This is a genomic window from Streptomyces sp. NBC_01092 (genome assembly GCF_045039535.1).
GTDB lineage: Bacteria > Actinomycetota > Actinomycetes > Streptomycetales > Streptomycetaceae > Streptomyces.
Genome location: NZ_CP108659.1, coordinates 3,883,899 through 3,904,201, shown reverse-complemented (window position 1 = coordinate 3,904,201; position 20,303 = coordinate 3,883,899). Strand labels below are relative to the sequence as shown.

21 protein-coding genes are annotated in these 20,303 nt (G+C 71.5%); 13 read left to right on the top strand and 8 right to left on the bottom strand.

Annotated features, from left to right (window positions below; all coding sequences use genetic code 11):
- Positions 1-92: 92 nt before the first annotated feature.
- Entirely contained in the window at positions 93-1,340 is a 1,248-nt protein-coding gene (locus OG254_RS17460) for an MFS transporter (protein WP_405582776.1), read from the bottom strand.
- 316 nt (positions 1,341-1,656) lie between these two features.
- On the opposite strand from OG254_RS17460, the gene OG254_RS17455 reads away from it, so the two are divergent.
- Complete coding sequence (locus tag OG254_RS17455) at positions 1,657-1,992, top strand: hypothetical protein (RefSeq protein ID WP_405582774.1); 336 nt, start codon at positions 1,657-1,659, stop codon at positions 1,990-1,992.
- Positions 1,993-1,995: 3 nt separating this feature from the next.
- On the opposite strand, the gene OG254_RS17450 is transcribed toward OG254_RS17455, so the two are convergent.
- Entirely contained in the window at positions 1,996-3,090 is a 1,095-nt protein-coding gene (locus tag OG254_RS17450) for a mechanosensitive ion channel family protein (RefSeq protein ID WP_405582772.1), read from the bottom strand.
- A gap of 326 nt (positions 3,091-3,416) precedes the next feature.
- On the opposite strand from OG254_RS17450, the gene OG254_RS17445 reads away from it, so the two are divergent.
- Positions 3,417-3,953 (top strand): HNH endonuclease, encoded by a 537-nt coding sequence (locus OG254_RS17445; protein WP_020116449.1) that lies wholly within the window; start codon positions 3,417-3,419, stop codon positions 3,951-3,953.
- Positions 3,954-4,079: 126 nt separating this feature from the next.
- Here OG254_RS17445 and OG254_RS17440 read toward each other — a convergent pair whose 3' ends face one another.
- The 3 genes from OG254_RS17440 to OG254_RS17430 are packed head-to-tail and all read right to left on the bottom strand — an operon-like array spanning position 4,080 to position 6,651.
- Complete coding sequence (locus tag OG254_RS17440) at positions 4,080-5,426, bottom strand: FtsX-like permease family protein (RefSeq protein ID WP_405582770.1); 1,347 nt, start codon at positions 5,424-5,426, stop codon at positions 4,080-4,082.
- The gene (locus OG254_RS17435; protein ID WP_405582768.1) at positions 5,423-6,121 is read right to left on the bottom strand and encodes an ABC transporter ATP-binding protein; all 699 of its coding nucleotides are present in this window, start codon (positions 6,119-6,121) and stop codon (positions 5,423-5,425) included. Before OG254_RS17435 ends, OG254_RS17440 begins: the two co-directional genes overlap by 4 nt.
- The gene (locus OG254_RS17430) at positions 6,118-6,651 is read right to left on the bottom strand and encodes a PadR family transcriptional regulator (protein ID WP_351191678.1); all 534 of its coding nucleotides are present in this window, start codon (positions 6,649-6,651) and stop codon (positions 6,118-6,120) included. Before OG254_RS17430 ends, OG254_RS17435 begins: the two co-directional genes overlap by 4 nt.
- A gap of 198 nt (positions 6,652-6,849) precedes the next feature.
- Between OG254_RS17430 and OG254_RS17425 the strand changes: the two genes are divergently transcribed.
- The 3 genes from OG254_RS17425 (at position 6,850) to OG254_RS17415 (ending at position 9,590) form a co-directional block, all read left to right on the top strand.
- Positions 6,850-7,110, top strand: a complete 261-nt coding sequence (locus tag OG254_RS17425) for a hypothetical protein (RefSeq protein ID WP_405582766.1) — start codon at positions 6,850-6,852, stop codon at positions 7,108-7,110.
- Positions 7,111-9,255 carry a 4-alpha-glucanotransferase gene (gene malQ / locus OG254_RS17420; protein WP_405582764.1) on the top strand — a complete coding sequence of 715 codons (2,145 nt, stop codon included), beginning with the start codon at positions 7,111-7,113 and terminating at the stop codon, positions 9,253-9,255.
- Between the two features lie 77 nt (positions 9,256-9,332).
- The gene (locus tag OG254_RS17415) at positions 9,333-9,590 is read left to right on the top strand and encodes a hypothetical protein (RefSeq protein WP_351191674.1); all 258 of its coding nucleotides are present in this window, start codon (positions 9,333-9,335) and stop codon (positions 9,588-9,590) included.
- A gap of 104 nt (positions 9,591-9,694) precedes the next feature.
- Here OG254_RS17415 and OG254_RS17410 read toward each other — a convergent pair whose 3' ends face one another.
- Positions 9,695-10,282 carry a TetR family transcriptional regulator gene (locus OG254_RS17410; protein WP_405582761.1) on the bottom strand — a complete coding sequence of 196 codons (588 nt, stop codon included), beginning with the start codon at positions 10,280-10,282 and terminating at the stop codon, positions 9,695-9,697.
- 156 nt (positions 10,283-10,438) lie between these two features.
- Here OG254_RS17410 and OG254_RS17405 point away from each other — a divergent pair, with 156 nt between their 5' ends.
- From OG254_RS17405 to OG254_RS17395, 3 genes are all read left to right on the top strand, one after another.
- Positions 10,439-11,920: an FAD-dependent monooxygenase gene (locus tag OG254_RS17405; protein ID WP_405582759.1), complete on the top strand. Its 1,482-nt coding sequence runs from the start codon at positions 10,439-10,441 to the stop codon at positions 11,918-11,920.
- A 90-nt stretch (positions 11,921-12,010) separates the two neighbouring features.
- Positions 12,011-12,892, top strand: coding sequence for a DMT family transporter (locus OG254_RS17400; RefSeq protein ID WP_405582757.1), 882 nt, complete (start codon positions 12,011-12,013; stop codon positions 12,890-12,892).
- A 14-nt stretch (positions 12,893-12,906) separates the two neighbouring features.
- Entirely contained in the window at positions 12,907-13,827 is a 921-nt protein-coding gene (locus tag OG254_RS17395; RefSeq protein ID WP_405582755.1) for a LysR substrate-binding domain-containing protein, read from the top strand.
- Between the two features lie 30 nt (positions 13,828-13,857).
- Here the strand turns inward: OG254_RS17395 and pepN are convergent, their stop codons facing one another.
- Positions 13,858-16,431, bottom strand: coding sequence for an aminopeptidase N (pepN, locus tag OG254_RS17390; RefSeq protein WP_405582753.1), 2,574 nt, complete (start codon positions 16,429-16,431; stop codon positions 13,858-13,860).
- A gap of 112 nt (positions 16,432-16,543) precedes the next feature.
- Between pepN and OG254_RS17385 the strand changes: the two genes are divergently transcribed.
- Genes OG254_RS17385 through OG254_RS17375 form a run of 3 tightly spaced genes read left to right on the top strand, consistent with a single transcriptional unit; the run spans position 16,544 to position 17,640 of the window.
- Positions 16,544-17,017, top strand: coding sequence for a DUF1203 domain-containing protein (locus OG254_RS17385; protein WP_405582751.1), 474 nt, complete (start codon positions 16,544-16,546; stop codon positions 17,015-17,017).
- A gap of 58 nt (positions 17,018-17,075) precedes the next feature.
- Entirely contained in the window at positions 17,076-17,306 is a 231-nt protein-coding gene (locus OG254_RS17380) for a ribbon-helix-helix domain-containing protein (RefSeq protein ID WP_147999294.1), read from the top strand.
- Positions 17,293-17,640 (top strand): type II toxin-antitoxin system PemK/MazF family toxin, encoded by a 348-nt coding sequence (locus tag OG254_RS17375; RefSeq protein ID WP_405582748.1) that lies wholly within the window; start codon positions 17,293-17,295, stop codon positions 17,638-17,640. Before OG254_RS17380 ends, OG254_RS17375 begins: the two co-directional genes overlap by 14 nt.
- 60 nt (positions 17,641-17,700) lie before the next feature.
- Here OG254_RS17375 and OG254_RS17370 read toward each other — a convergent pair whose 3' ends face one another.
- Positions 17,701-18,717: an aspartate-semialdehyde dehydrogenase gene (locus tag OG254_RS17370; protein ID WP_405582746.1), complete on the bottom strand. Its 1,017-nt coding sequence runs from the start codon at positions 18,715-18,717 to the stop codon at positions 17,701-17,703.
- Positions 18,718-19,025: 308 nt separating this feature from the next.
- Here OG254_RS17370 and OG254_RS17365 point away from each other — a divergent pair, with 308 nt between their 5' ends.
- Both OG254_RS17365 and OG254_RS17360 read left to right on the top strand, forming a co-directional pair.
- Entirely contained in the window at positions 19,026-19,553 is a 528-nt protein-coding gene (locus OG254_RS17365) for an RNA polymerase sigma factor (protein WP_405595045.1), read from the top strand.
- A 1-nt stretch (position 19,554) separates the two neighbouring features.
- A complete protein-coding gene (locus OG254_RS17360) occupies positions 19,555-20,277 on the top strand; it encodes a hypothetical protein (protein WP_405582744.1) in 723 nt (240 codons plus the stop codon).
- Positions 20,278-20,303: the final 26 nt, after the last annotated feature.

The window sequence follows — 20,303 nt, the reverse complement described above, 5'->3', positions numbered from 1 at the left end:
ACTGTTAGGAAAGTTTCCTATTCGCTGCGGAGGAACGTAAGCCCGGCGGGAAGGCGGCGTCAAGAGTGGTGGTCCGGCAGGCAACGCAGTCGTTACCCCAGGGCGCCGGCCCGTGGTGCGTGCTCGTGCCGGGGGAGCAGGAGAGGTGTCGCCAGCAACAGGACGCCGGCCAGGGCGATCGCCGCACGCGGGCCGGTCAGCGTCGCCAGCAGTCCCCATAGCGCGGTCGTCGCCGCGGTCGCCGTCTTGGCGGTGATCGACCATGCCGTCAGGGTGCGGGTGACCCGGTCCGACGGGGTCAGGTCGAGGCGCGTGGCGGCGAGCACGGGGTTGAAGACGCCTGCGCAGGTGATCAGGCCGAACTCGACGGCCATGACGAGCAGCAGGCCCGGGGTGCCCGGGCCGACGAAGGCCAGGCCGACACACCAGCAGGCCCGCAGGGCGCCCGCGGTGAGCAGGACCCGGTGCCGGCCGTGCCGGGCGGCCAGGCGCCGGGACAGCCGGGAGCCCAGCAGTCCGCCCAGGCACGGCACGGCGAAGGCGAGGCCGTACTGCCAGGGGGTGAAGCCGAGCCGGCCGAGCATGAGGACGGCGAGCAGCGGGGCCTGCGCCATGATCAGAGAGTTGACCAGGACCGTGTTGAGGAACAGCGGGCGCAGGGTGGGGTGGGTGAGGAGGTGCCGCCAGCCCGCCCGGAGGTCGGTCGTGCGCAGGCCCCTCGCCCGCGGGGCTGAGGGAGTGTCAGGGCGGGGTTGTTGCCTTTCCTTACCTCCGATCGCCCGGATGCCGAGCGCCGACAGAAGGAAGCTGACCGCGTTCGCCAGCACCGTCGCCATCGGGCCGAACATCCCGATCGCCGCCCCGCCGAGCGGTGGGCCGAGCGCCGTGGCCGTCCACATCGTCGCCTCGAAGCGGCCGTTCGCCACGAGCAGGTCCTCCGGCGGCAGGAGGTACTTCAGATACGCCCCGCTCGCCGCGTTGAACGTGATGTCGGCCGCGGCCACGACCACCGACACCACCAGCAACTGCCCGAGACCGAGGGCGTCCACCGCGAACGCGACGGGGACGCTCAGCAGCGCCGCGCAGCGGATCAGGTCCGCCGCGACCAGTACCGGACGCTTCGGCCGGAACTCCACCCACGCCCCGAGCGGCACCGCCAGCGCCGCCCCCACCGCGAGCCCCGAGGCCGACAGCAGCGCCACCTCGGTCGCCCCGGCGTGCAGCACGATGACCGCGATCAGCGCGAACGCGTCGAACGCCAGCCACGTCCCGAGGGTGCTGACCGCGTACGCCGCCCACAGCCACCCGAACCGCCGCCCCAGCGACCGCCCGCCCGCCACCGCCCCACCACCCCGCCCGCCGTGACCGCACATCGAACCGGGCCATCCAAGCCAGTGGGACGCGCGGTGGGCAAACAACCGCCGGTCATGGGTCGCACAACCGTTGGCTGTACGTCGGCGAATCGGACCGGGGCGGACGGAGAAAAGACCCTCGCGGTTGCCTGTTTTCCGTATCCGTAATCACGAAGTTTTCTAGATGTTGCCTACATCTATCGAGTTTGCGATCGACTCCGCCGAATGGCAGGGTGATCATCCGTCGAGGCAATTGCCGACGGCATTTTCATCGAGGGGGAAACCCGAAGGAGGGCGCATTAGATTGCGTAAGCTCAAGGTTCTGGGCGCGGTGGTCGGAGCTGCACTGGCAGTGGGGTCGGTGGCGGCCGCTCCCGCGAGTGCCGCCACCGGTGACGGCGCGATTTCCGTCAGGAAGGTGAATCGGGGGAGTGTCACCTGCTTCAATTACTCGTGGGGTGACAACGGTATTGCGACCTACACCGTCTACTACCACAACACGTGCAAGGGAAGTCACGGCCTTTATGTGACGACCAACGCCGGACTCTCCCACGAATGCATATGGGTCGCCGGGGGGAAGAAGGGGTCCCGCGTCTTCTATACGCCGCCCATCAAGTTCGCGCACAAGAAGACCTGTTGACCCCTACTTCGTCACGCTCGGCGGCGCCAGCGGCGTGGCCGCCTGGGACTGCGGCGAGGTGCTGTTGGAGTACGCCGACGGAGCCGCCATGCCCGCCGTGGGGTCGGCCGCGGCCTGCTCCTCCACCATCAGGGGAGCGCGGCCCACGATCGGGATGTCGGCGGCGTCGAAGGCGAGCTTGATGCGCCAGCGCAGTTCGCGTTCGACGGTCAGGGACTTGCCGGGCATCGTCTTCGCCGCGACCCGTACGACCATCGAGTCCAGCAGCACGCTGTCCAGGCCGAGAACCTCGATCGGGCCCCACAGGAGCTCGTTCCAGGGCTCTTCCTTGCTCATCCTCTCGGCGACCTCGCCGATGGTGTGCCGGACCTTGTCCAGGTCCTCCGAGGAGCGGACGGTGACGTCCACGCCGGCCGTCGACCAGCCCTGCGAGAGGTTGCCGATGCGCTTGACCTCGCCGTTGCGGACGTACCAGATCTCGCCGTTGTCGCCGCGCAGCTTGGTCACGCGCAGGCCGACCTCGATGACCTCGCCGGAGGCCACGCCCGCGTCGATCGAGTCGCCGACGCCGTACTGGTCCTCCAGGATCATGAAGACGCCGGAGAGGAAGTCGGTGACCAGGTTGCGGGCGCCGAAGCCGATCGCCACGCCCGCGACACCGGCGGACGCCAGCAGCGGGGCCAGGTTGATGTCGAAGGCGGACAGGATCATCAGGGCTCCGGTGCCCACGATCAGGAAGCTCGCCACGGAGCGCAGGACCGAACCGATCGCCTGCGAGCGCTGACGGCGGCGCTCGACATTGACCAGCAGGCCGCCCAGGGCTGTGCCGTCCACCGCCTGCGCGGTGCGGTTCATCCTGTCTATGAGCTTGGTGATCGCCCGCCGTACCGCCACTCTCAGTACCGCCGCGATCACCACGATCAGCAGGACCTGGAGACCGATCGCGAGCCAGGTCGACCAGTTCTGCTCGACCCAGCCGGCGGCCTGCGTCGCGCTCTCGTGGGCGTCCTTGAGCGAGGGCACCGCCGGGGTCGTGGTCTCCGAGGGTGTCGGGGACGGCGACGAGCCGGCGGCCAGTAGGACGGCGGGCAGGGACACAGCAGGTACCTCCAGTGCAGCGGCCCGCCCCACCGGCAGGCGGTCAAGGTCTTCAAGGTCACGAAAGGGTCACCGGCGGGGCAGGCTCACCACACTATCGGGGCATCGTGTGTGGATCGTTGCCATGTTCGAGGGAGGAAACGTGCCCACCCGGGGATGAACTGGTGGGATGAACCGTTCATCGCCCAGGGGATGAATCAGATGTGGTCGAAAACACTCTCAGCCCGTTACCGGGACATGGTGGCGCTTTCACCAGGCGAGAGGGGAGACTGACTACAGATCGTCCCGGCGCGAGCCACGCGCCGCCGACGCCCAAGGAGGCATCCGTGCCGCATGTCCTGGTCCTCAACGCGTCGTACGAGCCACTCGGCGTCGTACCGCTCCGCCGCGCGCTCGTCCTCGTCCTCGAGAACAAGGCCGTATCCCTCGAGGAGTCCGGCGCCTTTATGCACAGCGCAACCGTCACAGTCCCCGCACCCAGCGTGGTCCGGCTCAAGCGATTCGTCCGGGTTCCCTATCGGGGGCCCGTTCCTCTTACCCGGCGGGCGCTCTTCGCGCGCGACGGGGGCCGGTGCATGTACTGCGGTGGCGTCGCAACCAGCGTCGACCATGTCATTCCGCGCAGCCGCGGGGGCAAACACGTCTGGGACAACGTGGTGGCGTCCTGCCGCCGCTGCAACCACGTGAAGGCCGACCGACATCTGTTCGAAATCGGCTGGCGGCTGCGCCACAAACCAGCACCACCCACCGGCCTCGCCTGGCGCATCATCGGCACCGGGCATAGGGACCCGCGCTGGCTGCCGTACTTGCAGCCGTACGGCGCGGAGGACGCCATGGCCCGGATCGACGGCATTTCCGCCTGACGATCCGGGCCTTCGCATACCTGGCGGACGGCGCATGTGCCACTCGGCCCCGAGGGTCCCCCGTGCCCTCGGGGCCGGACGGCTGCCCGGGAGCGCGGTCGCGTCACGGGCAGGCGCTACGGCAGCTCACGCGTACCGCAGCTCCGCAGGCCGTACGGACCGCCGCAGCAACGGCAGTGACGTGGCCGCGGCCAGCAGGCAGACGGCGTACACGGCCACCGGGACCAGCATCGGTACCAGCGGCAGGGGCCCGGCGGCGTCGTCGATCATCGTGGCCCAGCCCATGTAGATCGCCGTGCCACCGGCGCCCGCGAGCAGGAGCGCCGGAGCGAGCGGCAGCGCGGTCTCCAGGAGCAGCGCCCGGCCGAGCACCCTCTGCGGCACGCCTGCCGCGGCCTGCGCGGCCAGTCCCCGGCGGCGGGTGGCCAGCGACTCGGCGGTGCCCACGGCCAGCGCCGACAGGGTCAGCGCCAGGGCGACGAGGATCGCGGCGCCGGAGAGATCGAGGCCGGTGGTGTAGTAAGACCTGTTCTCCGCCAGGTATTCGGTGTGGGCCACGACGTGCAGCAGCACCGCGCGGATGCCGACGAACGCCGTGCCCACGACGGTCACCAGCAACACCGCCGCATGCGTACGGGCCGCCGCCCACGGGTCGTCACGCAGCCGCTCGGCCGCGATCAGCAGCGCCGGACGCTGGGCACGGGCGGCGAGCGCGGTGCCCAGCCGCCGGGACGACCAGCCCGCCAGCCACACGGCCGAGGCGCCGGTCAGCAGGCACAGGGTGAACACCGCCAGCGGACCGAAGGCGAATTCGAGGGGGTTGCCGAACATGGTGGTCAGGCCCAGGGACAGGGTCGTGACCGCGAGCAGCCCGGTCACCGCGAGGAACGCCCGCCCCGGCCCCCGCGTCGGCCGCACCCGCCGCACCCAGCCCAACGGCGAGGCCACCACCCGGCGCAGCGACAGCGCGCTCACCACCGTGCCCAGCACCGGTACGGCCACGGCGACCAGGGCGATGCCGAGCCATGCCAGGGGCTCGGGGTGCTGCCACACGCGCAGCAGCAGGAGGACGGAGAAGACGGTGGCCACCGCCGAACCGACCAGGCAGGCCGGCCCCGCCTCCAGCGCCGCGATCCGCCGGACCTGACGGGGTGTGGCCCCCGCGAGCCGCAGCGCGGCCAGTCGGCGGTCCCGGTGCACCGCCCCCACACGGGCGCACTGCCCGAGGAACCCGAGCACCGGGACCAACAGCAGCAACAGCGTGATGATCACGCCCTGCCGGTCACTGGCGTGGTCGAGCAGTCCGGCGCCGACGGAGACGGAGTACTGCCCCCGCATCGAGGCGACAGCGGCGACCGTCAGTCCGATGCCGGTCGCGAACGCCGCCCCGATCGCCGTGAGCGTGATCCGCCACCACTCCCGCCGGTCGGAACCCCGGGTGAGCAGCCAGGCCAGCCGGACGTCGGCTCTCATGCCGCCACCTCCACCGGCAGCACGGTGCCATCGGCCAGCCCGACCTCACGGTCCGCGTACGCCGCCACCTGGGCGTCGTGCGTGATCAGCAGCACCGCCGTGCCCGACTCGCGGGCCGTGTGCGTGAGGGCCGTCATCACCTGCTCGCTCGCCAGGGAGTCCAGCGCCCCGGTCGGCTCGTCCGCGAAGACGACCTTCGGGCCGGTGACCAGGGCCCGGGCCAGGGCCACCCGCTGGGCCTGGCCGCCGCTCATCTCGCCGGGCCGCAGCGCCTCCTGCCCTCGTACGCCGAACCGCTCCAGCCATTCGCCGGACCGAGCCTGGGCGTCCTTGCGGGAGGTGCCCGCCAGCATCAGCGGCAGGGCGACGTTGTCCAGGGCCGTCAGCTCCGGGATCAGCTGGCCGAACTGGAAGACCACCCCGAACTCCGTACGCCGCAGCTCGCTCAGCCGCTGCTCGGGCAACTGGTCGAGCCGCTCCCCGCCGTACGTCACGCAGCCGGCGTCCGGGCGGACGATGCCGGCCAGGCAGTGCAGCAGCGTGGACTTCCCGCTGCCGCTGGCGCCGGTGACGGCGAGGATCTCGCCGGGCCGCAGTGCGACCGAGGCGCCGCGCAGGGCCTCGGTCCTGCCGTGTGCCTTGACGAGGTCACGGGCCGTCAGGAGCGCTGTCGCGCCTCCCGCTTCGTTGCTCATGCTGAGTCGACCTCCGCGGTCAGGGTGGTGAGCCGGGCCGCCGTGGTCGTCATCCAGCGGAGGTCGGCGTCGAGGTGGTTGAGGGCGTAGTCGGCCGAGAGCACCGACGCGAGATCGGCGCCGGGCGCCGTCTTGAGCGCCGTGAGCTCCCGCATCCGGGCCATGTGGGCGGCGCGCTGGGCCCGTAGATAGGCCTCCGGATCGCCGCCGGACAGGATCGACACGACGACCTTGGCGAAGATCTCGTTCGTCACGAACGGCGCCGGCGGCGCGATCTCCCCGGCCCACTCGGCCAGTTCGCGTGTTCCGTCGTCCGTCGAGCGGTACATGGTCCGCTCCGGCCCGCCGTCCGAGTCGGTGCCGTCGATCTCGGCGAGCCCGTCGCGGACCAGCCGTTGCAGGGTCGTGTAGACCTGCCCGTAGGCCAGCGGACGGGCCTGCGGGAACCGTTCGTCGTGGCGTCGCTTGAGGTCGTAGCCATGGCTCGGCCCCGTGGCGAGCAGGCCCAACAGGATGTGGCGGGTGCTCATGGCGATCATTATGTACTGAGTACATGTACTGAGTGAATAGTGAGGCCTGAACTGGTCTCCGAACTGGTCTCGGAAGACTTGAGCGGCGGAACAGAATGTGACGAGAGGCACGTTGTTCCCCTCTGTACGTCTGCCACCGCGCCTGCTGGGTAGGGGGCTGCGGTAACCCTGTACACCCCAACCGAAGAGGAGGCCCCCGTGGCCGCAGCATCGGCGCACGTTCTGCTCCCGGCCCAGTCGAAACCTGAGGCGCCCATCGAGCCCGAGATGCACGACTGCGTCTTCAGCGCCGAGGGCGCCTGCGCCGAAGCCCCCCTCACCAGCGAACCACCCCTCCCGGACGCCGAGCCCCTCACCAGTGAGCCGCCGCTCGCCGACGCCGCTCCGCTGACGAGTGAGGCAGCGACCTGGGACCTGGGTATGGACACCGGTATGGACATGGACTCCACGAGGCCGTAGATGACAGCGCAGCGGTCGGCCGAAGCCCCTGCCGAAGGATCCGAGGGCCCCGAAGATTTCGAGGGTCCCGGGAACCCCCCTTCCGAAGATCTGTCCCGGCTCGCCGAGCTGCACGGCGTCGCCACCTCCTTCCAGCCGTCCGCCGACAGCACGGTCACGGCCTCCGCGACCGCGCTCACCCTCGCCCTGGCCGCCCTCGACGTGGACGCGAGCGCACCCGCCGCCGTCGCTGCCGCGCTCGCCGCGCGGGACCGCGAACTGCGGGAGCGGCTGCTGCCGCCGACGGTGGTGTGCTGGAGCGGGGCCGAGCCCGAGGCGCTGGCCGCGCTGCCGTCCGGCACCCGGCTGCACATCGAGACCGAGCAGGGCGAGACCCGGGACGCCGTCGACCGGCTCCCACCCGGCGTCCACCGCATGACCGTGACCACGACGGACGGCCGTACGACGACCAGCCATCTCGTCGTCGCCCCGCCCCGTCTGCCCACCCCCACCGGACGTTCCTACGGCCTCCTCGTCCAGCTCTACTCCCTGCTCTCCCGCCACTCCTGGGGCATGGGCGACCTCGGTGACCTCGCCGAACTGGCCACCTGGGCCGGCCGGGCGCTCGGCGCCGGGTTCGTCCAGGTCAACCCGCTGCACGCGGCCGTACCCGGAACCCCGACCGACCCCTCGCCCTACCGCCCGTCCTCCCGCCGCTTCCCCGACCCCGTGCACCTGCGGGTCGAGGACGTGCCCGAGTTCGCTTACGTCGAGGACCGCGCGCGGGTGCGGGCACTGCTGGAGCGGGGCGGACAGCTGCGGGCGGCGGTGCTGGAGAAGGGCGCGCTGATCGACCGGGACGCGGTCTGGGAGGCCAAGCGCGAGGCGCTGGAGCTGGTGCGCGAGGTGCCGCTCGGACCCGGGCGGCGGGCCGCGTACGTCGACTTCCTCGCGCAGGAAGGGGACGCGCTGGAGGACCACGCCACCTGGTGCGCGCTGGCCGAGGTGCACGGCTCGGACTGGCAGCGCTGGCCCCGGGGGCTACGGGATCCCCGCTCGCCCGAAACGGCCCGCGCGCGGGGCGAGTTGATGGACCGGGTCGACTTCCACTGCCGGCTCGCCTGGCTCACCGACGGCCAGCTGACCGCCGCCCAGCGGGCCGCGCGGGAAGCGGGGATGCCCGTCGGGATCGTGCACGACCTGGCGGTCGGGGTGCATCCCGATGGCGCGGACGCCTGGGCGCAGCAGGAGTACTTCGCGGCCGGGATGTCGGTCGGCGCGCCGCCGGACGCCTTCAACGCACGCGGCCAGGACTGGGGACTGCCGCCCTGGCGGCCGGACCGGCTCGCCGAGTCCGGGTACGAGCCGTATCGCCGTCTGCTGCGGGCGCTCTTCCGGTACGCGGGCGCCCTGCGCATCGACCATGTCATGGGGCTGTTCCGGCTGTGGTGGGTGCCGCAGGGGCAGACGCCGACTCAGGGGACGTACGTCCGCTACGACGCCGAGGCCATGCTCGCGATCCTGGTGCTGGAGGCAGCGCGGGCCGGGGCGGTCGTCATCGGGGAGGACCTCGGCACCGTGGAGCCGGGGGTGCGCGAGGCGCTGCGGTCGCGGGGTGTGCTCGGGACCTCCGTGCTGTGGTTCGAGCGGGACTGGGGCGGCGACGGGCGCCCCCTGCCGCCGGAGTCCTGGCGCGCCGACTGCCTCGCCACCGCCACCACCCACGACCTGCCGTCCACCGCGGCCCGCCTCACCGGTGAGCACGTCGAACTCCGCGACAGTCTGGGCCTGTTGACCGGGCCGCTGGACCAGGAGCGCGCGCTGGCCGCGGCGGACACCGGCGAGTGGCTGGAGCTGCTGTCCCGGCTGGGGCTGCTGCGGGGTGCGCGCGGCGGGCACTGCGCCTCGGAGGAGGAAGCCGAGATCCAGGCCGTCCACCGCTTCCTGCTGCGCACCCCGGCCCGGATGATCGGCGTCTGGCTCCCGGACGGCGTGGGCGACCGCCGCCCGCAGAACCTGCCGGGGACCTGGGACCAGTACCCGAACTGGCGGCTGCCGATCGCCGACGCGGACGGCAGGCCGATGACGCTGGAGGAGCTGGCGGGGTCGGCCCGGCTGTGGGGGTTGGTCGAGGTGCTGCGGGGCGGAGCCGGACGGCGGAGGTGACGGGGCGGCCGGGGGAGATGGGCCTCATACGGCACCCCGGGCGCGCGGGCCTTTCCGTCGTTCGATACTTTGGCCCCGTGGACAAGAAGAACGCCCTGCGCGCCGGCGCCCTGGCTGCCGGTACGACGCTGATGATGCTGCTGATGTCGTCCCCTGCGCTCGCGCTCGCGCGTGACGACGGCGACGATCCCGGTCAGGGTCTGACCGTCATGGAGACGCTGGCCCAGTTCGTCATTGCCCCGGCCGTGATCTTCTTCGTCATCGTGGGCCTCGTGATGGTCCTGGACCGCTCCACGGACCGCCAGCCGAAGGCCAAGGCCAAGGCGAAGGCCTGATCAGGGCGTTTTCGCCCGATCCCTGCTTCCGTCGAGGGCGCCGGCCCCGTCGTCACATACGCGCATCCGCCGTATGACGACGAGGCCGGCGCCCTCGACGCGTTCTACGCCGGGTACGGCGCGGTCAGGTACCGCTGCACCGTGGGCGCCAGCCAGGCCACGAGCTCCTCGGGGGCCAGCGCCACGGCCGGCTCGAAGCGCAGCACATAGCGCGTGAGCGCCAGCCCGAGCAGCTGTGACGACGCCAGCGCGGCCCGTGCCGGGGCCTGCTCGGGATCGGGGCACACCCGGCGGGCCAGCGGCAGCAACTGGTCCGCGAAGATGCCCTGCATACGCTCGGCCCCGGCCTGGTTGGTCGCGCCCACCCGGAGCAGCGCCGTGAGCACCTCGTTCTCCTCCCACATGTCCAGGAAGTGCGTCACGAGCGCCCGGCCGACCTCGTCCCGGTTCAGGGAACCCGGCTCCGGCAGCCGCAGATCGATGGCCACGGCCGCCGCGAAGAGGCCCTCCTTGTTGCCGTAGTAGCGCATCACCATCGACGGATCGATGTTCGCGTGCTTGGCGATGGCGCGGATGGTGGCGCGCTCGTAGCCGTCGGCGGCGAAGCGCTCGCGGGCCGCGTCGAGAATCGCGGTGCGTGTGGCGTCCGAGCGGCGGGGCGGGGCGTTGGGCCCGGAGGTGCGCTGGTTCATGCCAACAATCGTAGGTCAACGCGTGTAGGCCAACAAGTGTTGACACCTTGATGCCTCCGTCCTACGGTTGCCAACAAGCGTTGACCAACAGTCGTTGGCAAACAAACGTTGGCAGACAAACGTTGGCAAGCAAGCGTTGGCACCCAGGAGGCCACCATGAACGGCACCGGCACCGGCACCGGCACTGGCATCGGCACCAACAACACCGTGATCGTCGTCGGCTCCGGCCCCACCGGCCTCCTCCTGGCAGGTGACCTCGCCGCCGTCGGCGTCCCCGTCACCCTCGTCGAGCGGCGCCCCCGCAAGATCAGCAACCTCTCCCGCGCCTTCGGCGTGCACGCCCGCACCCTGGAGCAGCTCGATGCCCGCGATCTCGCCGACGAGCTGATCGCCACCGGTAGCACCATCACCCGGTTGCGCCTGTTCCGCCGGCTCTCCCTCGACCTCGGCACGCTGCCGTCCCGCTTCCCGTTCCTGCTCATCACCCCGCAGTACGAGGTCGAGCGGCTGCTGGAGCGGCGGGCGCGCGAGCTCGGCGTGGACTTCCGCCACGAGAGCGAGGTCGTCGGGCTGCGGCAGGACGCCGACGGGGTCGACCTCGACGTGCGCGGCCCGGACGGGACGGTCGTCACCCGGCGCGCGGCCTACGTCGTCGGCACGGACGGCCACCACAGCGCCGTACGCCAGGCGCTCGGCCTGCCCTTCCCCGGCGTCGCCGTCATCAAGTCCCTGTTCCTGGCGGACGTCCGGCTCGCCGAGCGGCCGGACGGCGTCCTCACCGTCAACGGCGCGGGCAACGCCTTCGCGATGATCGCCTCCTTCGGCGACGGCTGGTACCGCGTCATGGGCTGGAACCGCGACCACGAGGTCGCCGACGACGCCCCGCTCGACCTCGACGAGGTCAAGGACGTCACCCGGCGCGCCCTCGGCACCGACTACGGCATGCACGACGCCCGCTGGCTGTCCCGCTTCCACAGCGACGAGCGTCAGGTGCCGCGCTACCAGGTCGGCCGGGTCTTCCTGGCCGGCGACGCCGCGCACGTCCACTCACCGGCCGGCGGCCAGGGCATGAACACCGGCCTGCAGGACGCGGCCAACCTGGGCTGGAAGCTCGCCGCGGTCGTCAAGGGCCAGGCGTCCGAGGGCCTCCTGGACACCTACCACGCCGAGCGCCACCCCGTCGGCAAGGCGGTGCTGCGCAGCAGCGGCGGGCTGGTCCGGCTGGCCCGGGCACAGAACCCTGCACTGCGCGCCGTACGCGCTCTCGTCTCCGCCTTCGCGAACGCCGCCCGGCCCGCCCGGACGAAGGCCCTGGCCCAGATCTCCGGCATCGGCTACCGGTACCCCGCCCCGCGCGGCGCCCACCGCCTGGTCGGGACCCGTATGCCGGACGTGGCCCTGGAGCGCGGGCGCCTGTACGAGGCGCTGCGCGGCGGGCAGTTCGTGCTGATCGCTCCGCGGGCCGCGCAGGAGTCGTACGGGAGCCGGAGCGGCGGCGGGAACCTGCCGGCCGTGGAGCGCTGGGCGAGCGAGCGCCGTACGGCCGTGCTCGTGCGGCCCGACGGATACGTGGCGTGGGCGGCGGACGACGCGGACGCGGCGGCGATCGAGACCGGACTGACCTTTCAGTTCTCCTGAAAGGAATGCTCGAAAAGATTCGATGGACGTGACGGATGGCGCGCTGCGACGGTGGACGCGTCGCCGTCACCGCCCGTCGAAAGGACCTCATTGCGTACCGCCCCCGCCCCCGTCCTCGGGATCGCACTCGCCGCCCTCGCGACCGTCGTCTGGTCCGGCAGCTTCGTCACCTCCCGCGCACTGCACGACAGCGTGCCGCCGGTGCAGCAGGCGTTCTGGAGGTGGCTGGTGGCGTTGGCCGTGGTGGCCCCGTTCGGCGCACGGCAGGCATGGCGGCAACGGGAGTCGATCCGCCGGCACCTCGGCTTCGTGCTGCTCGCCTCGCTCCTCGGCGTCACCGGCTACAACACCCTCGTCAACCAAGCCGGGTTGACGACGCCCGCCGCCAACATGGGCATGATCATGGCCGCGTCGCCGGTGCTGATGGCTCTGTTCGAGCGGGCGTCGGGGGTACGGCTGGGCGCGCGCCGGGTCGCGGGGCTGCTGGTGGCCTGTGCGGGTGTGGTGCTGCTGATCGGGGGCGGTGCGGGCGGGGCCCGGTTCGCGGCGGGGGACCTGTGGATGGTGGCGGCGGCCTGCTGCTTCGGGTCGTACAGCGGCCTGCTGCGGCGCAAGCCGGCCGAACTGGGCGGTACGGCCTTCCTGTTCACCACGTTCCTGGTCGGCACGGCCTTGCTGCTGCCCGCGCAGGGAGTGAGCCTGGCGGTACAGGGCGGCTTCGCGGTGACGCCCGCCACCGTGCTGCCGATCCTGTATGTCGCGGTCGCCTCCTCCGCCGTCGCCTTCTTCGCCTGGAACCGGGCGATCGCGCTGGTCGGACCGAGCCGCGCCGGGCTCGTCTACTACCTCCAGCCGGTGTGCGTGTCCCTGCTGTCCTGGGCGGTGCTCGGCGAGGCGACCGGCATGGCTCAGGCACTGTGCATGGCGCTGATCCTGGGCGGGGTCGTCCTGGGGGCCGCGGGGCGTCGGTGACGTAGGTTTCCGCCATGGTCGAGTGGGACATCCGGAAGCTGCAGATCCTGCGGACGTTGCGGGAGCGGGGAACCGTGACGGCGACGGCCGAGGCGCTGCGGATGACGCCGTCGGCGGTGTCGCAGCAGCTGACGAACCTCGCGAAGCAGGTCGGGGTGCCGTTGCTGGAGGCGCAGGGGCGGCGGGTGCGGCTGACCGACGCGGCGCGGCTGGTGCTGCGGCACGCCGAGGCGGTGTTCGAGCAACTGGAGCGGGCGGACGCGGAGTTGGCGGCGTATCGGCACGGCGAGGTCGGCGAGGTGCGGGTGGGGGCCTTCTCCACGGCGGTGCCCGCGCTGGTCGTACCGGCCGTGCGGGCGCTGCGGGAGACGGCACCCGGGGTGGTCGTACGGGTGCGGGAGGCGGAGGCCGGGGAGGCGTACGAGCTGCTGGCCGCCGGTGAGGTGGACCTTGCGCTGTCCCTCGCCGCGCAGGCCCCGGCGGTCGGGGACGCGCGGTTCACCCGGGTCGAACTGCTCGCGGACCCGCTGGACGTCGCCCTCCCGAGGGGGCATGCGCGCGCGGCCGTGACGGAGCTGCGGCTGGCCGACCTCGCCGGGGAGGACTGGATCTTCGGCGGGAGCGGGCCCTGGTCGGACATCACGCGCGGAGCGTGCGAGGCGGCCGGGTTCAGTCCCCGGCAGGGGCATTCGGCGGCCGGCTGGACGGCGATCCTGGCGATGGTGGAGGCGGGGATGGGGGTGGCGCTGGTGCCCCGGATGGTTGCGGTGGCCCGGGACGGGGTCGTGATGCGGGAGCTGGGGGAGGAGCGGCCGGTTCGGCATGTGGTGGCGGCGGTGCGCAAGGGTGGGGAGGACGCGCCGGCGGTGGGGCGGGTGGTGAGGGCGCTGCGGGAAGCGGCGTCGCGTACGCGCGAGGGGCGCCCGGTGCCTTGAGCACCTGACGCCCCTCGCGCGGAGCTGCGACTACTCGGCCGCCGCGTCCGCCTCCTGAGCCCGCAGCGCGCGCTCGACGCCCGCCCGCGACTCCGAGACCAGCCGGCGCAGGGCCGCGTTCGGCTCGGCCGAGGTCAGCCAGGTGTCCGTCTTGGCCAGGGTCTCCTCGGAGATCTGCAGCGCCGGGTACAGGCCGACCGCGATCTGCTGGGCGATCTCGTGGGAGCGGGAGTCCCAGACGCCCTTGACCACCTCGAAGAACTTGTCGCTGTAGGGGGCGAGCAGTTCACGCTGGTCGGTCTGGACGAAGCCGCCGATCACCGCCTCCTGGACGGCGTTCGGCAGCTTGTCGGAGTCGATGACCGACGACCAGGCCTCGGCCTTGGCCTCCGGGGTCGGCCGGGCGGCGCGGGCCGTGGCGGCGTGACGCTCACCGGCGGCCGTCTTGTCCCGCTCGTACTCGCCCGCGATCTCCGCCTCGTCGAAGCGGCCCACCGCCGCGAGGCGCTGCACGAACGACCAGCGCAGCTCCGTGTCGACGGCCAGGCCCTCGATCGTCTGGGAGCCGTCCAGCAGCCCTTCCAGCAGGTCCAGCTGCTCCGGCGTACGGGCCGCGTCGGCGAACGCGCGCGCCCACGCCAGCTGGTGGTCGCCGCCCGGCTCGGCCGCGCGCAGATGGGCCAGCGTGGCGTCCGTCCAGCGGGTCAGCAGGGCCTCGCGGGTGGCCGGGGCGGCGTACAGCTCGATCGCCAGCTTCACCTGGCGCTGGAGCGACTGCACGACGCCGATGTCGGACTCCTTGCCGATGCCCGACAGGACCAGGGAGAGGTAGTCGCGGGTGGCGAGCTCGGCGTCCCGCGTCATGTCCCAGGACGACGCCCAGCACAGGGCACGGGGGAGGGAGGCCTCGAAGTCGCCGAGGTGCTCGGTGACGAAGGCGAGGGACTCCTCGTCCAGGCGGACCTTCGCGTACGACAGGTCGTCGTCGTTGAGCAGGATCACGTCCGGCCGACGGGTGCCCGACAGCTGCGGTACGGCCGTCAGTTCGCCGTCCACGTCCAGCTCGATGCGCTCGTCGCGCAGCAGCTTCCCGGACTCGGCATCCAGGTTGTACAGGCCCACCGCGATGCGGTGCGGACGCAGCGTCGGCTCGCCCTTCGCGCCCGCCGGCAGGGCCGGGGCCTCCTGGCGGATCGCGAAGGACGTGATCACACCGTCGGCGTCCGTCGCGATCTCGGGGCGCAGGATGTTGATGCCGGCCGTCTCCAGCCACAGCTTCGACCAGCTCTTCAGGTCGCGGCCGGAGGTCTCCTCCAGGGCGCCCAGCAGGTCGGACAGACGCGTGTTGCCGAACGCGTGCCGCTTGAAGTACGCCTGGACGCCCTTGAAGAACTCGTCCTGGCCGACGTACGACACGAGCTGCTTGAGGACGGAGGCGCCCTTGGCGTAGGTGATGCCGTCGAAGTTGACGAGCACGTCGTCCAGGTCGCGGATCTCCGCCATGATCGGGTGCGTGGACGGCAGCTGGTCCTGGCGGTACGCCCACGTCTTCATCTGGTTCGCGAACGTGGTCCATGCCTGCGGCCAGCGCGAGCCGGGGGCGTGCGCCTGGCAGGCGATGGAGGTGTAGGTGGCGAACGACTCGTTCAGCCACAGGTCGTTCCACCACTCCATGGTGACCAGGTCGCCGAACCACATGTGGGCCAGCTCGTGCAGGATGGTCTCGGCCCGGCCCAGGTACGCGGCGTCCGTCACCTTCGAGCGGAAGACGTACTGGTCGCGGATGGTCACCGCGCCCGCGTTCTCCATCGCGCCCGCGTTGAACTCCGGCACGAACAGCTGGTCGTACTTCTTGAACGGGTACGCGAAGTCGAACTTCTCCTGGAACCAGTCGAAGCCCTGCCGGGTCACCTCGAAGATGGCGTCCGAGTCGAGGAACTCGGCGAGCGACGGACGGCAGTAGATGCCCAGCGGGACGCTCTGGCCGTCCTTCTCGTACACGCTGTGCACGGAGTGGTACGGGCCGACGATGAGCGCGGTGATGTACGTCGAGATGCGCGGCGTCGGCTCGAAGGACCAGACGTTGTCCTTGGGCTCCGGGGTGGGCGAGTTGGAGATGACCGTCCAGCCCTCGGGGGCCTTCACGGTGAACTGGAAGGTCGCCTTCAGGTCGGGCTGCTCGAAGGACGCGAAGACGCGGCGGGCGTCGGGCACCTCGAACTGGGTGTAGAGGTACGCCTGCTGGTCGACGGGGTCGACGAAGCGGTGCAGGCCCTCGCCCGTGTTGGTGTACGCGCAGTCGGCGACGACCCGCAGGACGTTGCGGCCCTCCAGCAGACCCGGCAGCGCGATCCGGGAGTCCTTGAAGACCTCGTCCGCGTCGAGCGGGTCGCCGTTGAGCGTCACCTCGTGGACGGCCGGCGCCACGAGGTCGATGAAGGAGTCGACGCCGTTCTCAGCGACGTCGAAGCGCACCGTGGTCACGGACCTGTAGGTGCCGCCCTCCTGCGCGCCGGAGAGGTCGAGATCGATCTCGTACGAGTCAACGGTGAGCAGCTTCGCCCGCTGCTGCGCCTCTTCGCGAGTCAGGTTTGTGCCAGGCACGCGGTCATCTCCTCGATATGTATGGGTTCGGTCATCCTTCCATGGGACCTGTGCGCAGCGCGATGTCCGTTAACCGCCGGTCGGCGGGGCGTGCGCGCGTGAGGCTGGGGGCATGACGACACCTCTGGTACACGCCATCGGTCCGACGACCCTGAAGGAGCTGCGCTCCGCCGACGACGCCGGGCGCCGCACGGTTCCCGTGACCGACGAGGAGGGCGGGGCGCCGCTGCGTTGCTGCTTGCGCCGCAGCACGTCCGGCGAGCGGATCGCCCTGGTCTCGTACGCCCCGCTGCGGCGCTGGGCGGCGGAGGGCGGGGTCGATCCCGGGGCGTACGACGAGCAGGGGCCCGTGTTCATTCACGCCGAGGAGTGCGGGGGTCCCGACGGGGGCGCGCTGCCCTTCGCCGACGCGCACCGGACCGTGCGCCGCTACTCGGGGGAGGGGCGGATCCTCGGGGGGCAGCTGGTGGAGCCGGGGGGATTCGAGGAGGCGTTCGCGGAGGCGTTCGCCGATCCGACGGTGGCGTTCGTGCATGTGCGGGCTGTGGAGTACGGGTGCTTCCTCTTTGAGGTACGCAAGGGGTAGCTCCCGAGCGGTAGCACTAGGGGTAGTACCGTTTTTCGCCCACTGTTATGCTGAGGGTATGAAGATCAGTGTGAGTCTTCCCCAGGAGGATGTTGCGTTCGTCGACGAGTACGTCGCGAAGAAGTCGGCGGACTCCCGGTCCGCGGTGATACACGACGCCATCGAGCTGCTGCGACGGGCTCATCTGGAGCAGGAGTACGCCGAGGCGTTCGCCGAGTGGGACGGCAGCGAGGACGCCGAGTTCTGGGACCAGTTCTCGGGGGACGGGCTGACCGATGAAGCGCGGTGACATCTACCTCGTCGACTACGAGCCGGTGCGCGGCAGCGAGGCCAACAAGGCCCGTCCGGCGGTGATCGTCTCGAACGACGGTGCCAATGCGGCCGTGGAGCGAACCGGGCGAGGCGTCGTGACGCTGGTTCCCCTGACGACCAACACGTCCCGCGTCCATCCGTTCCAGGTGCTGCTTCCCGCGGGGGAGGGCGGTCTCCTCAAGGATTCCAAGGTGCAGTGCGAGCAAGTCCGCGCTCTCGCCAAGGACCGGCTGCTGCGGCCGATCGGGGCGGTGCCCCGTCAGCGCATGGCGCAGATCGACGCGGCCCTTCGCCTGCATCTCGACCTCTGAGCACGACGAAGGGGCGCCCACCGTTCACCGGCGGGCGCCCCTTTCGCATGCCTACCGGCGTCAGCCCTTCAGCTCCGCCGCCACCAACTCCGCGATCTGCACCGCGTTCAGCGCAGCGCCCTTGCGCAGGTTGTCGTTGGAGATGAACAGGGCGATGCCGTGCTCGACCGTCTCGTCCTGGCGGATGCGGCCCACGTAGGACGGGTCCTGGCCGGCCGCCTGCAGCGGGGTCGGGACCTCGGTGAGGGCCACGCCCGGGGCGCCGGCCAGCAGCTCCTTGGCGCGCTCCACGCTGATCGGGGCGGCGAAGCGGGCGTTGACCTGGAGGGAGTGGCCGGAGAAGACCGGGACGCGCACGCAGGTGCCGGAGACCTTCAGCTCTGGGATCTCCAGGATCTTGCGGGACTCGTGGCGGAGCTTTTGCTCCTCGTCGGTCTCGTGCAGACCGTCGTCGACGAGGGAGCCGGCCAGCGGCAGGACGTTGTACGCGATCGGCGCGACGTACTTGTGCGGCTCGGGGAACTCCGCCGCCGAGCCGTCGTGGGTCAGCTTCGGCGCGTCGTCGCCGACCTTCTTGACCTGCTCGAACAGCTCGTCCACGCCGGCCAGACCGGAGCCGGAGACGGCCTGGTAGGTGGCGACGACGAGGGCTTGAAGGCCGGCCTCGGCGTGCAGCGGCTTCAGCACCGGCATCGCGGCCATCGTCGTGCAGTTCGGGTTGGCGATGATGCCCTTGGGGCGGTCGGTGATCGCGTGCGGGTTCACCTCGGAGACGACCAGCGGGACCTCGGGGTCGCGGCGCCACGCCGAGGAGTTGTCGATCACCACGGGGCCCTGCGCGGCGACCTTCGGCGCCAGTGCCTTCGAGGTCGAGCCGCCCGCCGAGAACAGCACGATGTCCAGGCCGGAGTAGTCGGCCGTCGCCGCGTCCTCCACCGTCACGCCGTCAAGGACCGTCCCCGCCGAACGGGCCGAGGCGAACAGGCGCAGCTCGGTGACCGGGAAGTCCCGCTCCACGAGGATCCTGCGCATGACCGTGCCGACCTGACCGGTGGCTCCGACGATTCCGACCCTCACGGCGACTCCCTCTAGGCGTTCGTGCATGTCTGCGGCCTTTCCATCATGCGGCCGACCCCGGTCCGCCTGTCCAATTCTTTGCGCTTCATACCCGCCGACCGGGACACCCCGCCTGGCCGGACGGTACCGGAACTCCCGTCCGCACCCATGCTGAGCTGCAGAAATTCGGCCTACGGGGCTCTCGTGCCGCAAGCTGTGCTGCGCCCGCGCGAAGGTGTGACGTACACCTCGCGGAAACTCCCGACGAACCGGCCGAACGTTTTCGTGCGCTGCGGCGTCGTAGAGGAAACGCGGTGAGGGGGTGGCTTGTGCTGCGCAGAAAGGCCCGCCGTGCCCAGGAGGTCGATCACACCGATCCCCTGGACGCGGCCCAGGAGCGTCGGGTAAGGGCGGTGCTCGCGCTCGGCGGTGTGCCGCAGGCGGACCTGCCGGACGGGGTACAGCAGGTACGCCTGCGGCTGCTGGAGCGGGCCGCGAGCGGACGTGAGGCGCCGCGGGACGTGTCGGCGTGGGCGGCGGTCGTCGCCTCCAACCTCGCCATGGACTGGCACCGGGCCAAGAAGCGCCAGGAACGCCTCGGCGAACGGCTCGCCTCCCTGCGCCAGACCGAGCACCCCTCCGGCGAGGACACCAGCCTGCTCTCGCTCGCCGTCGCCCGGGGCCTGGACGAACTGCCCGACGCCCAGCGTCAGGTCCTCGTCCTGCGCTTCTACGGGGACCTGCCCGTGCGGGACATCGCCGAGGAACTCGGCATCCCGGAGGGCACGGTCAAGAGCAGGCTGCACACGGCGGTACGGGCCCTGCGCGCCCGCCTGCACGAGGACGAGGTGGTGTGACATGACCGCCGAGAACCAGGGCCGCGGCGCCGACGCGCTGATGGCCGCGATCACCGGTGAACCGCTGTCCGACGAGGCCCGGGCGGACGCCGCCTTCATGGCCGAGCACAGCTCCGCCGCAGCCGACCTTGCCCTGCTGCGGGAGCAGCTGGGCATCATCGGGCACGCGCTCGCCGAACCACCGCCACCGCTGCCCGAGCCCGTCCCCGTGCGACAGCCCTCCCGCGTCCGGCGCCGGATCCGCACCGTCGCCTTCGGCTCCCTCGCCGTCGCGGCAGCCGCGTCCGTGCTGGTGGGCATGGGCTGGCTGGTGACGCAGGCCGGGGGCGGCGCCGATTCCGACGCGGGGGCGAGCAGCGCGGACAAGGCCATGCCCTCCCAGCAGTCCGGCGATACCGCCTTCGGCGGCCCGCAGTACCTCGCCTGCTCCCGCCTGGTGGCCGAAGGGCGGGCCACCTCCGTCGAACAGCTCCCCGGCACGGCCTCGTTGCGCGTCACCCTGGACATGACCCGCTACTACCTGCCGGACCAGGGCGAGCAGGAGCTGACGTTCGTCGTCGACGAGAACCTCGTCCCCGGCCTGCGCAAGGGCGACAAGGTGCTCATCGGTATCCCGCGGGGCGCCCGCGAGCCCGACTTCTGGGCCGTCGGCGAGCAGGACATCGCCCCCGAACGGGCCTGGATCACCGCCTCGCTGCCCGAGGCACGGGAGCGCGGCTGCTGAACGACAAGGCTGAACGACAAGGGGCG

Bases quoted from the DNA above. Each gene is read 5' to 3' on its own strand.
- OG254_RS17440 (WP_405582770.1), bottom strand. From the start codon at position 5,426: ATGAGAGCCGACGTCCGGCTGGCCTGGCTGCTCACCCGGGGTTCCGAC.
- OG254_RS17435 (WP_405582768.1), bottom strand. From the start codon at position 6,121: ATGAGCAACGAAGCGGGAGGCGCGACAGCGCTCCTGACGGCCCGTGAC.
- OG254_RS17430 (WP_351191678.1), bottom strand. From the start codon at position 6,651: ATGAGCACCCGCCACATCCTGTTGGGCCTGCTCGCCACGGGGCCGAGC.
- malQ (WP_405582764.1), top strand. From the start codon at position 7,111: ATGACAGCGCAGCGGTCGGCCGAAGCCCCTGCCGAAGGATCCGAGGGC.
- OG254_RS17410 (WP_405582761.1), bottom strand. From the start codon at position 10,282: ATGAACCAGCGCACCTCCGGGCCCAACGCCCCGCCCCGCCGCTCGGAC.
- OG254_RS17405 (WP_405582759.1), top strand. From the start codon at position 10,439: ATGAACGGCACCGGCACCGGCACCGGCACTGGCATCGGCACCAACAAC.
- OG254_RS17395 (WP_405582755.1), top strand. From the start codon at position 12,907: ATGGTCGAGTGGGACATCCGGAAGCTGCAGATCCTGCGGACGTTGCGG.
- OG254_RS17385 (WP_405582751.1), top strand. From the start codon at position 16,544: ATGACGACACCTCTGGTACACGCCATCGGTCCGACGACCCTGAAGGAG.
- OG254_RS17380 (WP_147999294.1), top strand. From the start codon at position 17,076: ATGAAGATCAGTGTGAGTCTTCCCCAGGAGGATGTTGCGTTCGTCGAC.
- OG254_RS17375 (WP_405582748.1), top strand. From the start codon at position 17,293: ATGAAGCGCGGTGACATCTACCTCGTCGACTACGAGCCGGTGCGCGGC.
- OG254_RS17360 (WP_405582744.1), top strand. From the start codon at position 19,555: ATGACCGCCGAGAACCAGGGCCGCGGCGCCGACGCGCTGATGGCCGCG.